Source organism: Streptomyces sp. NPDC090022, assembly GCF_044748145.1.
Taxonomy (GTDB): domain Bacteria; phylum Actinomycetota; class Actinomycetes; order Streptomycetales; family Streptomycetaceae; genus Streptomyces.
The window spans coordinates 77879-91262 of record NZ_JBIVFN010000017.1 but is presented as its reverse complement, the minus strand read 5'-3'; the positions used below and the strand labels follow the sequence as shown (position 1 = coordinate 91262).

Below are 13384 nucleotides of genomic sequence, written 5' to 3'. Positions count from 1 at the left end.
GGGTGTCCGTCAGCCGCCTTCGGGGTCCCGTCAGCTGATGGAGGCGACCCCGGCGGCGTAGGAGGTGTCGCACACCGGCCGGGCGTGGGACTGGGCCCTCGTCGGCCCGTACGCCTCCACCGCGGCCCGGCCGAGCGCGCGGGCGATGCCGGCGCAGTGCTCGGCCAGTGACGGCCGCTTGTCCACCTCCTGCTGGAGGTGGGTGAGGACCACCCCCGGCTCCTTGCCCTGCTGGAGCTCGCTGAGCAGCTTCTCGCGCAGCACGTCCTGCGCGGTGCGCGGCTTGGCGGGCACGGAGACGTCCTCGGCGGAGGCGGTCAGGATCTGGGACGGGGTGTTGTCGGCCCAGGGGACCATGGTGACCGCGAGGGTCCCGGACAGGACCAGGACGACGGGCAGGACCAGGGCGAGGGAACGGCCGATACGGCGAGCAGTGTGGGTCACGAGGGCGAGAGTAGCGCTCGGTGAAGATTTGGCGACATTTAGTCACCCTGTCGGGGGATGGTTCGACGTGGCTTTTCGAATGGGGTGTTGACGTACGGGGACTCGAAATGCGCCGGTCTGCCGGGGAGTTTGGCGACCTGTCCCGGCGGGCGGCGGGCGGCGGGCGGCGGGCGGCGGGCGGCGGGCGGGGGCGCGGGGGCCGTCCTCCCGCCCGGCCGTGATTCCTGCCCGCTCACCAAGACAGGTATGCCCGGTAGTTCGTGACCCCCGGCAGGTCCGGGAGCCGGACGGGCCGCCAGCCGCGCGCGTGGGCGGGGACCGGCCGGTCGCCGGCCGTCAGCACCACCACCGGCCGGTCGCGGGCCGTCCGCACCAGCTCCGCCGCCGTGACGCTGGCGTCGTGCCCGCCGGTCTGCCGCGAGGAGCACCCCAGCCGGAACGCCACCCGCACCGCCTCGTGCCCGCTCACCACGCACGGGGGCCGCACCCCCTGAGCGGTGAGTTCCTTCGCCACCGCGGTGAAGGCCACGTGGTTGGCCCGGACACGGGTCACCACCGCGTGCAGCACGGCGTACTGGACGGCGAAGTGTCCGGCGAGCACCACGGCGAGCAGGGCGAGGGGCAGCCGGGCGGCCGCGCGGTTCCAGCCGTCGGACCGGATCCGCTGGACGAGCGCGACCAGGCCGGCCCCGGCGGGCAGGGCCAGCAGGGCGTAGGAGGGGAGCAGGAAGCGCGGTGCGGCGTACCCGAGGAACAGCAGGTACGGCAGGGCCAGCGCGGTCGCCGCCGCCGTGGCCAGGACCAGCGCCGGCACGGCGGCAGGCCGGTCGGCCCAGGTCATGTGGACCCTCGCCGACGCGGCCGGCCCGGCGTCGGCCTCGGTCACGGAGCCGGCCACGGCGGCCGCGTGCGCCGAGCCGGCGGCCATGTGCGCCGAGCCGGCGGAGGCGTCGGTGGGCGGGCCGCCCCCTCGGGGCCGCCGTTCCCACCCCGCCTGCCGCCTTCCGCGTACGGCGGCCCAGAGGCCGGCCGCGACCGCGGGCGGCACCAGGAACCACCACAGCGCCGTGACCGGCCGCCGCCACGGCACCCCGGCGCACGGCCGGCACAGGGTCCGCCCCTCCAGCCCCCGTACCTGGTCGGCCAGGGCCGGCCGCCACTCCAGGCCGCCCTGGATCTCGGCGGCCCGCCGCAGCCGCGCCGCCGTACCGCCGTACCGCCACTCCGCCTCGACGATCCATTCCGCCGCCCCCAGGGCGGCGCCGGCCGCCACCGCGAGCAGCAGGACCGGCCGCCGCCAGGGGCGGACCAGGGCCGCGGCCGCGGTCAGCGCGCCCGCCAGCCACAGCGCGTCGGAGGGGCGCAGCAGGGCCACCGCGCACAGGGCGGCCGCGAGCCCGCACAGCGGCCACCGGGCCCGGGCGGGGGTGGGGGCGGTCGCGGCGCGCAGGAAACAGCCGACGGCGGCCAGGACGCCGTAGGCCACCCACAGGTTGGGCATCGCCTGCGGTCCGTAGAGGAGGGTGATCCACAGGCCGGTGAACAGGGCGGCGGCGGCCGTCAGCACGGACGCGGGCAGCAGCGGCCGCCACACCCGCAGGCAGAGCAGGAGCGCGGCCCCCGACATCAGGGCGAGGCTGGCGTGCAGGACGGTGGGATCGGCCGTCCACCAGGTCACCGGGGCGACGAGGAAGGTGATGCCGCGGGCCCTGGGGGCGCTGAAGAAGGCCGCCGGGGCGTGCGGGTCGACCTGGCTGACGTACACGGTCTCGTCCCAGCCGAGGCCGGTGCCGGGGACGACGAGCAGCAGCTGGAGGAGGGTGTACGCGGCGGCGACGGCCGCCGGGCCGTGCCGCAGCGGGTCGGGGCGGGCGTGGCGGGCGGTCCACTGTCCCGGCAGGGGATCCAGGCGCAGGTCCATGGGACCACGCTGCGGGCCCGGGGGGCGGCGGGCGAGCGGAGGGGGGCCGTCCGGTCCCCCTCCGCACCTTTCGGGTGCCTCAGTCCTCAGTCGGCGAGGCGCTCGCCGGTCGAGGTCGAGAACACGTGGATCTCGCCGGCGCGCGGGGTCACGTGCAGGACCGAGCCCTTCTCGGGCACCTGACGGCCGTTCACGCGGACCACGAGGTCGCCGGCCTTGGCGCCGACCTCGGCCGTGCCGTACACGTACCCGTCGGCGCCGAGCTCCTCGACCACGTTGACGGTGACGGCCAGGCCGCCCTCGTCGGAGAGGTCGAAGTGCTCGGGGCGCACGCCCACCGTCACGGTGCGGTCGCCGGCGTCGGCGGCGGCCGACAGCGCCTCGCGCGAGACCGGGACGACGCTCTCGCCGAACTTCACGCCGCCGTCGGTGATGGGCACCTCGACCAGGTTCATGGCGGGCGAGCCGATGAACCCGGCGACGAACAGGTTCGCCGGGCGGTCGTACATGTTGCGCGGGGTGTCGACCTGCTGGAGCAGACCGTCCTTGAGCACGGCCACCCGGTCGCCCATGGTCATGGCCTCGACCTGGTCGTGGGTGACGTACACGGTGGTGATGCCCAGACGCCGCTGGAGGCCGGCGATCTGCGTACGGGTGGAGACGCGGAGCTTGGCGTCGAGGTTCGACAGCGGCTCGTCCATGAGGAAGACCTGCGGCTGGCGGACGATGGCGCGGCCCATGGCGACGCGCTGGCGCTGACCGCCGGAGAGGGCCTTGGGCTTGCGGTCGAGGTAGGCGCGCAGGTCGAGGATGTCCGCGGCCTCCTCCACCTTCTTGCGGATGGTGGCCTTGTCGACACCGGCGATCTTGAGCGCGAAGCCCATGTTGTCGGCGACGGACATGTGCGGGTAGAGCGCGTAGTTCTGGAACACCATCGCGATGTCCCGGTCCTTGGGCGGCAGGTGCGTGACGTCGCGCTCGCCGATGCGGATGGAGCCGCCGTTGACGTCCTCCAGACCCGCGAGCATGCGCAGGGAGGTCGACTTGCCGCAGCCGGAGGGCCCGACGAGGACGAGGAACTCGCCGTCCTCGATGTGCAGCTCCAGCTGGTCGACGGCGGGCTTGTCGCCGCCGGGGTACAGCCGGGTCGCCTTGTCGAAGGTGACAGAAGCCATGGTGATGCATCCCTTCTACCGGCAGGAACGTGCCGGACGATCCGAGTGGAAGGAGTGTCTGGTCTAGTCCATGAAACGGACCGCTGGTGACGCTACCCGCCCCCGCCCGTCCTGTCAGCACCCGCGGGCCAGCGCGCCCGTGAGATTTCCGACAGCCACCCGCCCCGGCCCTGGGTACACTGCACGGGCAGCATGCCTCCTTAGCTCAGCTGGCCAGAGCACCGCTCTTGTAAAGCGGGGGTCGTCGGTTCGAACCCGACAGGGGGCTCCAGGGAAAAGGCCCCTCGCCGATCTTGGCGAGGGGCCTTTGACATCCACGTCTGACATCAACGGGGACGGTCACCGACGACCGGGACGTCTGCGGAGCAGCTGGTCCATGTGGCTCATGGCCGCGCGCTGGGTGTCCTGCACCACGTGCGCGTAGACGTTCATCGTGACGCTGATCTGACTGTGCCCGAGGATCTCCATCACGACCCGGGGCGGGACGCCGGCCGCGGTGAGGAGCGTGGCGGTGCCGTGCCGGGCGTCGTGCAGCCGGACCGGGCGGAGCCCGGCGCCCTGAGCCACGCGGATGAAGGACCGGTAGACGTTGCGCGGCTCGACGGGCCGACCGGTCCGGGTCGTGAAGACATGACCGGAGTCGTGCCAGTCCTTGCCCGCCGTGGCCCTGGCCTCGGTCTGCCGCATCCGGTGCCAGCGCAGCGGCGCGACGCACAGGGAGGGGATGGGTACGACCCGACGTCGGCGGCTCTTGGGGTCGGCGTCGTAGAGGACGCCGCGACGGCGCTGGGTCTGGTTGCGGACGTGGATCACCCGCTGGTCAAGGCACCCGCCGCGCACAGCGCGGCGAGCGCGCCCGTCGCCCGGGCCTGCGCTCCTGTCTCCGCCCCGCTCCACCCCGGCCGCCGACCCGCACGCCGAAGATCCGGCAAGGGGCTGATGGGCGGGAGACTCGCTCCGAGGCTGGGCGTCGCCAACTGCACGACAGCCTTCGCCCCGACCGTGCTGCCAAGCCGAGCATGACGACGACGCCCGCCCGCACCAACTCAGGCCTATGCCGTATCCGCCGAGTTTGTCTGACCAACTCCGGCCCCCCGAAGGCCTGACCCGGGTGCACCAAGGCCCGCTGCCATGAGTAGGTCAGAACGATGTCTCCGGCGGGGGCGCTCAGGCTCTGGGATGACCGAGGCCGGCCGTGCGGGTGCGGGCCGGTTTGTGGTGGGGGCGGGGCTGTCATCCCGTCTGCCGTCGACCCAGGCAAGCCGAGCAGACACGGGTCCTGGCGTCCAGGTCGTTCGTACAGTGGCGCGCTCCACCTGGACGCCAGGACCCGTGCCCGCTCCACATACGTGTGGGTCGACCGCAGACGGGATGACAGCAGGGACGTGATGCGGCGTGCGCCGAGCGGGATGCTCCAGGGCCCTGTTGGAGGAGTACAGACTCGTCTCGGCCGAAGGCATGCGTCACTCGCACTGTTCACGAAGCGACTGTTAAAGATCTCCGCCAGATGGTGGGCCAGTCCGTTCTCAATCTTCCAGTGAGCGGCAGTCAGCACGATGCCAGGCGCTGACTCCAGGCCGGATGCATACCCCCGCCTCGCACTCGTTCACGGCCGAGAATAGTATTTTCAAGAGAAACCCGCACCCCGTCGGTATCCTCTAGCCATGTCAGATGACGCCCTGTACGCGGCAACGTTTCACCTTCCCGTTGACCGCTGTATCTTCGGAATCCAGGAGTCCAGGTCGGGCGAAGAGTATTCGGCTCCCGCCTGGCTGGAACTCGAGATTGACGAAGTTCCGGTTAGAATGTCCCGCGGCGCTGTCCGGTTCATGAGCCTCATCGGAACCCACTCTCCCCTGATCACAGTCGAAATTCGAAAGAATCTCTCCAAGGTTCCGTCTCGGGACTTCGATCTGATCGGGAGTGGCCGCTACCTAACGTTCAGTGGGGATGCAACCTTCCTCACGATTGATGGCCCGCACGCGTCATTCTCCCTGAGGCCGTATAGCGAATACGAGCTTAACGTGTGGCGTAAAGGGGGTGATACGGCACGCGAGCGGCATGAGGAATTGATGGGGACGGTGTATCCCATCGAAGGGCTCGAGGAATATCTGATCCAATTCACCGAGCGGTAATGCAATGCGGGGCCTGCGGAATGCACCCCGCAGGCCCCGCATCCACCCTCGGGCTATCCGATCGCCCGCCACTTCTGATTATCCGCCCCATTGCAGTGCCAGAGGATCAGTGGAGTGCCGTTGCTGGTACCCCAGGCATTCACATCCAGGCAGAGCCCTGACGGGACATGGAATATCATCGGCGCGGAGGTTGGAATAGAGGTTCCCGCTACCCACTTCTGTGAAGCAGTGCCTGAGCAGGCTTGACTGGTAACCCTTGTGCCTGGCGTGCCCGCCCCACCGTCCAGGCAGTTGTTTCCGAAGACTCGCAACTGATTGTCGTCATTGTACGTGAGGTCCTGATTGGGGCCGCCCCAATAGTCCCAGATCTGAACCGAGGCGCCGTTAGCCCAGCCCCCGACGTCCAGAGCCTTGCCTGAGTGCATCGAGAGGAGTGATCCAGGGACGAGCTTGCCTTGATTCAGGATCTGTACCTGAAATTTGTCACCATCCAGGATTCGTTCCTGCGAATACCATGCGGCCAGCTTTCCACCTGCACTACCGTTCACCACACCAGGAACGTAGCGGACGGAGAAGTTCTCCCCGGAGCCGGCTCCTTCTTTGGTGGACGCGAAAGGAAACTCATCGCATTGGTAGGTGGGGTCACCTTTCACGAGGTTTTTGCAAGCGGCATCCTTTGCTTTTGTGTTGGCTGCCTGGATTCTCCTGGAATCATCGTTGAAGTCGGAGTAGTTTCGGGTGAGCATGGAGGTGCTGCTGTACGCCCCCGGAATCTTCTTCGCAACGTCGACTCGGGGTTCAGTGCTCAGCGGGTTGACATAAGCAGAGAAGATATGCTCCGCTACCTGCTTCACGCTGGCATCGTCGTAGTCATAGGTGAACCAGGGAATTATTCGGTTGAAGATCGCACCTTCCGCACCCTGACTCCCGAACTTCTCGAGATATTTGGCGGAATCCATTCGCATCGCCTGCTCGGGCGCGTGATGCCAGTCAGACGTGCCTTTAGGGCCGCTCACTTTCCAGTTGCTCTGGAAGTTGCAGAACAGAGGCTTGTCTATTCTGGCTTGATCGCCCTGCAGGGCATGCCCGATAACATCGTAGGAGATGTACGTATCTCCCCATGAAGCAAGGGGTTCGACGTAGGATGATGACGATCCAAATGTCGTAGTGCAGGCACCGGGGTGCCCGGCTGCCGACGGTGACATAGTCATTGAGGCACCGACGAAGGTGCCCGTCACTGTCACCTCGGTGACTTTTGTGTGAATGGTTCCGACCCGCTTTTCGCCGGACCCTTGCCCGACTTCGGTTTCCTTGAACCTCACCTGCCCCTCGACACGCCCCGCTCCGTCGAGCTTGGTCAGAGTGTTGTAGCCCCACCGGCAGAACTCGAAGTGATTCATCACGTGGCCGAATCCATAGGGATCATGTCCCTTTTGATCGGCGTTGCACGCGTTAAAGTCTGGCAGACCTGCCACCCTTGGTGAGGCGGGCTGAGAAGTGCCGTCAGCGGCATAATGGTCCCTGCTGCGCTCTTTTGTTAACCTCTCGTATTCTGGTGTGGGAATTGCGGGACGAGGAGGTTCCTTGGACCCTTCAACACGTAAGGGTTGAAGGGGTTTACGGCTCACCCCAAAGGGTGCGCCGAGCAGCTCGAGTTTCGGCGGCTCCGCCGACCTAGACCAAATCCATTCGCCTGCCTCTTTTTCCTTCGCCACTGCACTCGGAGAAAACAGTGTCGTTATCATCGCGGCCAGACAGAGAACAGCTGCAGCGGCTCGACCTATTCGCACAGTCACTCCCCCCACTACTCGTCAGTGATGCATCGGTAGCATAGTGAGGGGATCCAATTTTTCGCTCGCTAGATCGATTGTTGGCGCGAATTCATCACCCTGCATTGAGTGTCGGCTGAAACCTGTTCGAGGTGAACAGTGACCCAGACGAAGGGGCGGCCGTGTTTGCAGCGAGCGCCGTGTTTCACGCGTAGTTACCAAACTTGCATGCGTGATGTGGGCCACCCGTCCATGACCAGGACGGTGTCGGCGCTCAGGTCTCGGTCTGAGCTGCCGCCGCGGCAGGAGTGGGCGTCTCCAGCCGGGAGCTGACCGAGGCCTATTCATGGACTAGTCGGCTGCTACGGGCCCATGCTGAGCCCTGAAATGCAGAAACGCCTGAGACGCACGGGCCCTCTGGAGCCGTGGAAGGGAAGCCCCGAAACGGGCCGGGGCTTCTCGTCGTTGGAGCTTCTTGGTTCGTTGGCCGAGAACCGTCCCGTGCAGTGGGGCTCTTTCGGCCGGCGTTATCGCTGTCCGTGACTGGCTCAGTGGCGGTGGCTGCGGCTTTCTGCCACGCGCAGGGTGTCCTGCAAGGAGCGGGCGAGGTCCGTGGCCAGGGCGCGGAGGTCCTCCGAGGTGGTCTCGTCGGCGCGGAGTATCGCGGACGCGTCGTCCAGGAGGTCGACGGCCGAGTCGAGTTGGAGGGCTTCGGTGGTGTCTGCGAGGCGGGACAGGAGGCTGTTGCTGTTGTCGGTGCTCAGGAAGCACGGCTTGCCGTCGGGGCCCGACCACGGGAGGAGCCGTAGCTGGTCGTGGGGCGTCATGCGTCCGTCTCGCTCTCTTCGGTTGTGGGGTGGGTGGTGAAGACAGCGTTGGTGCTGTCGCCCGGGTGGGTTTGAAGTGCGGCTTCGATGACGCCCCCTGGCGTTGGTGGCCACCCTGGTGATCGCGAGGACGGGCAGAGTGGGGCTGATGCGGAGGGTTGTCGCTTCCTCTGGGGTGGGGAGGCGGGCCGTGACTGTCTCGCGGATCTCCGTCCAGCCGGTGCTTGTCCCGCAGGGCCAGGGCGACGAGCCGGAGAGTGTGGCCGGCGCCAGGTCGCGGGGGACGTAGATACGGGCCAGGCCTCGGGGGGTCTGGTCCTCGTGCGTGATGCACAGGAACTCGGTCAGGAGGCTGTTCGACGTGACCTTGAGCAGGGTCCTGAGGTGGCCCCGGGCGCGGAGGTTGGTGGTGCGGACGGTGATCTGGAGGGGCGGGTCGAAGAAGGTCCGGCCACCGCCGGCGTACGTGATGTGGCGCCGTGGGGGACGGACGAAGTTGCCCTTGCCGTGGACCTTGTCGATGAGGCCCTCTGCCTGGAGGAGTGCCAGGGCCTGCCTCAGGGTTGGGGTGCTGGCCTTGTAGTGGGCCGCGAGCTGCGGTTCTGAGGGCAGGCGTTCGCCGGGGTTGAGGCGGCCGGTGGTGATCTGCGTGCGGAGATCTGCGGCGATGGTGTCGCGGAGGGTGGGCACGGGTTGGTCACCACCTTCTGAGGACTCGGAGGGCGATGAGGCGGGTGCGACGGTGCATCGTCAGTTGCTCGCCCGTCTCGAAGAGGAGACGTTTGGCGCCGCGGGGCAGTTGGCGGATGTCGATCACTCGGTGCGGCTGGCCGCCGACCTGGATGACGTCGCCGCGCTGCACGTTGGTCGAGGTGATCTCCACCCGGGAGGCGATGGCGCCGCTGGGGGTCCATGACGTCATCCCGTTGCCTCCGTGGGCACGTGACGGGTGGCCGGCGCGTGGCAGGAGCAGGCGCACGCCTCGTAGATGACGGGGATGCCGAGCGGGGCCGTGGCCGGGGAGGAGTGCGCGCAGTCGTGGTGAGTGCCGATGCGGCATGCGGTCGAGTGGTACGGCGCTGCCTTCGCGTGAAGCATCAGGAAGCCTCCGCCGGCGAGAGGTGCTGGCGGGCCGTGGACGGTAAGGGCGTGCGGCGGTGAGGGCTTCCCGGGCGCCGGCCTCTGGTGGGTGGCGCCGCGCGGCGGATACGGTTGAGCACGCTGATCAGCTCCTATCGCTGATGGCCAGGTCCCCGGACGTCGCCCGTAGCGGGGACCGCTTTGTGTACGGCGGCCCATAAGGTGCGGCCGTTCTCGCTGCTGGCGTGGAGGCCGAATCGGTCTGCCTGCGCCACCACGTCCAGGGCCTCCCGCCATGCCTGCGCGGGGAGGGGTTCCGGCACCTCCGCTTCGATCGTCGTCCGGTGGGCGTGCGGCTCCACGCGCGTGATGAATCGGAGGGCGGACAACCCGGCGGCGATGTTCTCGGCGCTTGGCTTCGAAGCGGGCACAGACGAGCCTCCGTTGCCGGATGATGACACTGCGTGAAGCTAGTTAACTAGATTAGAGTGGACTAGATTTTCCATATGCCTGAGCAGCCGCCATACCTCCGCATCGCGGATGTCCTTCGAGAGCGGATCGCGGCGCACGAATGGGCGCCGGGGGATCGGCTCCCCTCACGAGCCCAGATCGCCCAGGAACACGGCGTTGGCGACAACGTGGTGCGTCGGGCGCAGGAGTTGCTGATCTCTCAGGGCGTGCTGGAGGGGCGTGCGGGGTCGGGGACGTACGTCGCCGAGCCGCGGCAGCGGGTGCGGGTGGTTCGTTCCGTGGCGCGGGAGCAGGGCGGTGGATCGCCGTTCCGGTCCGACATGAGGGCCATGGGCAGGCTCGGGGACTGGGAGAGCCGCATGGAGGCCAAGGTCCCGGCGCCGGCCGAGATCGCCGCGCGGCTCGGGATCGCCGAGGGGGACCTGTGCGTGCGGACCACGTACGAGTTCCTCGCGGACGGTCGGCCCGTGCAGCTGTCGACCAGCTGGGAGCCGTACGACCTCACCGGCGGGACCATCGTCGTCCTGCCTGAAGGCGGGCCGCACGCGGGCGAGGGCGTCGTGAACCGGATGGCCGTCATCGGCATCACGGTCACCCACGCCGTGGAGCAGCCCGAGCCGGCGCATGCGACCGCGGAGGAAGCCACGCTCCTCGGGATCCAGAAGGGGTCCTTCGTGACGCGCATCCGGCGGACGTACTACAGCGACGAGGGGCGGCCCGTCGAGACGGCGGACATCGTCGTGCCCGCCACGCTGTGCGAGATCGTCTACGAGGTGCCCGTCAGCCGGTAGTGGCGGAGACTGCTCGCGGCAGCCGAGGTATGTTGCGCCTCATGTCGAGTGGACCTCCCATCTGTCCGTCGTGCGACGAGCCGATGCAGTGGCACGGGTTTCTCCTCTTCCAGCGCGAGGAGGACGACAAGCGCGCCTGCCGAGCCTTGTGGCGTTGTGCGGAGCGGCACTTGTGGTGGCACTGGGCCGATCGGCCGGACGAACCAATGGAGGTCTGCCCGATGCCCGAGATGTTCCGCTGGCATCCACGAGTGACGTCAACGGTGGTGGACAGCGGCAGCGTTCCGCGGTCCGGCGAGGGCGCATCGGGCGTGGGGTGTGGGTGCCCGGCAGGGGCTTGATCGAACTTGTAAAGCGGGGGTCGTCGGTTCGAACCCGACAGGGGGCTCCGTGGGTGAAGGCCCCCCGCCGATCATGACGGGGGGCCTTCGACATCCGGAAGACCGTCGCCTACCTGGTTCCGGCCGAGTGGTTCGAGCAGATGGCCAGCCAGCAGCAGCCGGACGAGGTCCGGCAGGACGCGGCCTGACCCTCCGCCCAAAGAGCCCCGGATCGTGCCCGCCTCTTGGCCGGCGGACGGGGCTGGCCCGTCTACACCTTCATACGCGGACACGCCGAACCCCGGATCGTCGTGACCGAAGCCTTCTGGGCCTGACCCCGACGCCCCCGCAACCCTGCGTCAGTTGCTCTTGGTCATCTGTACCGTGAAGCGGACGTCCTTGCCGGAGTTGTACAGGGTGCGGTCCCACACCGACATGCGGGTCTTGGTCTGAAGTCTCAGCTGCAGGACCTCGCTCGCGTTGTTCCACTGGAAGTCGGCGAACCGGAAATTCCTTTCCGGAGTTCCTTTCAGCTCCGTCGAGCCGTAGTTCCACGGACAGTCGCGCCGCGCATTGTTCTTGCACGTGGACCAGGCTTTGAGGTAGAGGCGGCAGTCGTTTCCGTGCCAGACGTCGATACGGCTCAGCCGGTCGTCGGACGAAGTCCATTTCCCGGTGAAACTGTTGGCGACGCACAGGGCGGACGCGGGGCCCGCCGAGGCGAGCGTGACGGTGGCCGACAGGGAAAGGGTCAGGGTGGTGGCCGCGAACAGGGCCGTGGTGCGGCGGCGCAGTGCGCCGCGGGCAGGCGTGACGTGTGGCATCGCGAACCTCCGGCAGCGTGTACTCACGATGGACTCATGCCATGGCCCCCGACTTTTCCAGCCCAGCACCCCTGGATTCTGATCGCAATTCGGAAAGCCTCGTCCGGTGCGGTGTTCAACGGTTTATGCGTTCCATTGTGGACCGGTTGATGAATGCAAACGCGAATGCGCCGGCGTCAGTGGCGGCCCGCGACGCGGTCGGCCAGGCGGGCCAGGGGGGTCGTGGTCGGGGTGTGGGTGCGGGACTCGCGGCGGTCGGCCTCGCGGTAGGCCGCGTAGAGGGTGTGGACGCCGAGCCAGCGCAGGGGTTCCGGTTCCCAGCGGCGGACGCGGTGGTCGACCCAGGGGAGCGTGGTCAGTTCGGTGGGGCCGGCCTGGCCGGAGTCCTGCTGGACCAGGTCGCGCAGGGTGCGGGCGGCGAGGTTGGCGGTGGCGACGCCGGAGCCGACGTATCCGCCGGCCCAGCCGAGGCCGGTGCTGCGGTCCAGGGTGACGGTGGCGCACCAGTCGCGGGGGACGCCGAGGACGCCGGACCAGGCGTGGGTGATCTCGACGCCGGTGAGGGCGGGGAAGAAGGAGGTCAGGAGGCTGGTCAGGGCCTCGATGGTGGCGGGCTGGGTGCGGCCGTCGTTGTCGGTGCGCGAGCCGAAGCGGTACGGGACGCCCCGGCCGCCCAGCGCGATGCGGTCGTCGGCGGTGCGCTGGGCGTACATGTAGGCGTGGGCCATGTCGCCGAGCGTGGCCCGGTCGTCCCAGCCGAGCTGCTCCCACGTGGACGCGGGCAGCGGCGCGGTGACGATCATCGAGGAGTTCATCGGCAGCCAGGCGCGCTTGTGGCCCTTGAGGGAGGCCGTGAACCCCTCGGTGCAGCGCAGGACGTACGGCGCGCGGACGGTGCCGTACGGGGTGACCGCCCGCTTGGGGGCGATCTCGGTGACCGGAGTGGACTCGTGGATGACGACGCCCAGGCGTTCGCACGCGGCGGCGAGCCCGGTGACCAGCTTGGCGGGGTGGATGCGCGCGCCGTGCGGGGTCCAGGACGAGCCGATGGCGTCGGCGACGTTGACGCGGGCGCGGGTGTCGCGGGCGCCGTAGAGCTCGCGGTCGCTCTCGCCGAAGGCGAGTTCGGCCGCGTGGAAGGCCTTCAGGCGGCCGAGCTGGGCGGGGGTGCGGGCGACTTCGAGGACGCCGCCGCGGTGGACGTCGGCGTCGATGCCCTCCTTGGCGGCGACGTCGATGACCTCGGTGACGGTGTCGTTCATGGCCTGCTGGAGGCGGAGCGCGGCGTCGTGGCCGTGCAGCCGCGCGTACCGGTCGCGCCCCGCGATGCCGTTGTAGAGCCAGCCGCCGTTGCGGCCGGAGGCGCCGTAGCCGCAGAACTTCTGCTCCAGGACGGTGATCCGCAGGAAGGGCGCGGCCTGCTTGAGGTAGTACGCCGTCCACAGGCCGGTGTAGCCGCCGCCGACGATGACGACGTCGGCCGTGGCATCGGCGGTGAGGGGCTCGCGCGGCGGCGGGATGCCGTCGGTCGCGTACCAGAAGGAGATGCCGCCGTTGATCGTCGCGCTCGTCATGGGGGAGTGGTACACCGCGTTCCGGACGCCTGTCCAGGGTGGCCCCCCGACGT

General features: G+C 68.7%; 10 protein-coding genes, 1 tRNA gene and 1 pseudogene. 3 read left to right on the top strand and 9 right to left on the bottom strand.

Annotation, left to right across the window (positions count from 1 at the left end):
• Positions 1-30 precede the first annotated feature (30 nt).
• From ACIPXB_RS26040 to ACIPXB_RS26030, 3 genes are all read right to left on the bottom strand, one after another.
• Complete coding sequence (locus tag ACIPXB_RS26040; RefSeq protein ID WP_401453793.1) at positions 31-444, bottom strand: hypothetical protein; 414 nt, start codon at positions 442-444, stop codon at positions 31-33.
• Positions 445-676: 232 nt separating this feature from the next.
• Positions 677-2365, bottom strand: coding sequence for a hypothetical protein (locus ACIPXB_RS26035; RefSeq protein ID WP_401453792.1), 1689 nt, complete (start codon positions 2363-2365; stop codon positions 677-679).
• 86 nt (positions 2366-2451) lie between these two features.
• Positions 2452-3540, bottom strand: a complete 1089-nt coding sequence (locus ACIPXB_RS26030) for an ABC transporter ATP-binding protein (protein WP_401453791.1) — start codon at positions 3538-3540, stop codon at positions 2452-2454.
• A 194-nt stretch (positions 3541-3734) separates the two neighbouring features.
• Between ACIPXB_RS26030 and ACIPXB_RS26025 the strand changes: the two genes are divergently transcribed.
• A tRNA-Thr gene (locus ACIPXB_RS26025) sits at positions 3735-3811 on the top strand.
• Positions 3812-3879: 68 nt separating this feature from the next.
• Here the strand turns inward: ACIPXB_RS26025 and ACIPXB_RS26020 are convergent.
• Positions 3880-4365, bottom strand: a pseudogene (locus ACIPXB_RS26020) (tyrosine-type recombinase/integrase); the annotation flags it as partial.
• An 839-nt stretch (positions 4366-5204) separates the two neighbouring features.
• On the opposite strand from ACIPXB_RS26020, the gene ACIPXB_RS26015 reads away from it, so the two are divergent.
• On the top strand, positions 5205-5675 hold the full coding sequence (locus ACIPXB_RS26015; RefSeq protein WP_401453790.1) for a hypothetical protein: 471 nt from the start codon (positions 5205-5207) through the stop codon (positions 5673-5675).
• 53 nt (positions 5676-5728) lie between these two features.
• On the opposite strand, the gene ACIPXB_RS26010 is transcribed toward ACIPXB_RS26015, so the two are convergent.
• The 3 genes from ACIPXB_RS26010 to ACIPXB_RS26000 form a co-directional block, all read right to left on the bottom strand.
• Positions 5729-7075, bottom strand: coding sequence for a ricin-type beta-trefoil lectin domain protein (locus ACIPXB_RS26010; RefSeq protein WP_401453789.1), 1347 nt, complete (start codon positions 7073-7075; stop codon positions 5729-5731).
• Positions 7076-7992: 917 nt separating this feature from the next.
• Positions 7993-8961, bottom strand: a complete 969-nt coding sequence (locus ACIPXB_RS26005) for a GntR family transcriptional regulator (RefSeq protein ID WP_401453788.1) — start codon at positions 8959-8961, stop codon at positions 7993-7995.
• Positions 8962-8968: 7 nt separating this feature from the next.
• Positions 8969-9193 carry a hypothetical protein gene (locus tag ACIPXB_RS26000; protein WP_401453787.1) on the bottom strand — a complete coding sequence of 75 codons (225 nt, stop codon included), beginning with the start codon at positions 9191-9193 and terminating at the stop codon, positions 8969-8971.
• A gap of 664 nt (positions 9194-9857) precedes the next feature.
• On the opposite strand from ACIPXB_RS26000, the gene ACIPXB_RS25995 reads away from it, so the two are divergent.
• Positions 9858-10613: a GntR family transcriptional regulator gene (locus tag ACIPXB_RS25995; protein ID WP_401453786.1), complete on the top strand. Its 756-nt coding sequence runs from the start codon at positions 9858-9860 to the stop codon at positions 10611-10613.
• A gap of 679 nt (positions 10614-11292) precedes the next feature.
• On the opposite strand, the gene ACIPXB_RS25990 is transcribed toward ACIPXB_RS25995, so the two are convergent.
• Both ACIPXB_RS25990 and ACIPXB_RS25985 read right to left on the bottom strand, forming a co-directional pair.
• Positions 11293-11757: a hypothetical protein gene (locus tag ACIPXB_RS25990; RefSeq protein ID WP_401453785.1), complete on the bottom strand. Its 465-nt coding sequence runs from the start codon at positions 11755-11757 to the stop codon at positions 11293-11295.
• Positions 11758-11933: 176 nt separating this feature from the next.
• Positions 11934-13331 (bottom strand): NAD(P)/FAD-dependent oxidoreductase, encoded by a 1398-nt coding sequence (locus ACIPXB_RS25985; protein ID WP_401453784.1) that lies wholly within the window; start codon positions 13329-13331, stop codon positions 11934-11936.
• Positions 13332-13384 lie beyond the last annotated feature (53 nt).

Coding starts and splice junctions, on each gene's coding strand:
- ACIPXB_RS26035 (WP_401453792.1), bottom strand. CDS start 2,365: ATGGACCTGCGCCTGGATCCCCTGCCGGGACAGTGGACCGCCCGCCAC.
- ACIPXB_RS26030 (WP_401453791.1), bottom strand. CDS start 3,540: ATGGCTTCTGTCACCTTCGACAAGGCGACCCGGCTGTACCCCGGCGGC.
- ACIPXB_RS26015 (WP_401453790.1), top strand. CDS start 5,205: ATGTCAGATGACGCCCTGTACGCGGCAACGTTTCACCTTCCCGTTGAC.
- ACIPXB_RS26010 (WP_401453789.1), bottom strand. CDS start 7,075: ATGAATCACTTCGAGTTCTGCCGGTGGGGCTACAACACTCTGACCAAG.
- ACIPXB_RS26000 (WP_401453787.1), bottom strand. CDS start 9,193: ATGACGTCATGGACCCCCAGCGGCGCCATCGCCTCCCGGGTGGAGATC.
- ACIPXB_RS25995 (WP_401453786.1), top strand. CDS start 9,858: ATGCCTGAGCAGCCGCCATACCTCCGCATCGCGGATGTCCTTCGAGAG.
- ACIPXB_RS25990 (WP_401453785.1), bottom strand. CDS start 11,757: ATGCCACACGTCACGCCTGCCCGCGGCGCACTGCGCCGCCGCACCACG.
- ACIPXB_RS25985 (WP_401453784.1), bottom strand. CDS start 13,331: ATGACGAGCGCGACGATCAACGGCGGCATCTCCTTCTGGTACGCGACC.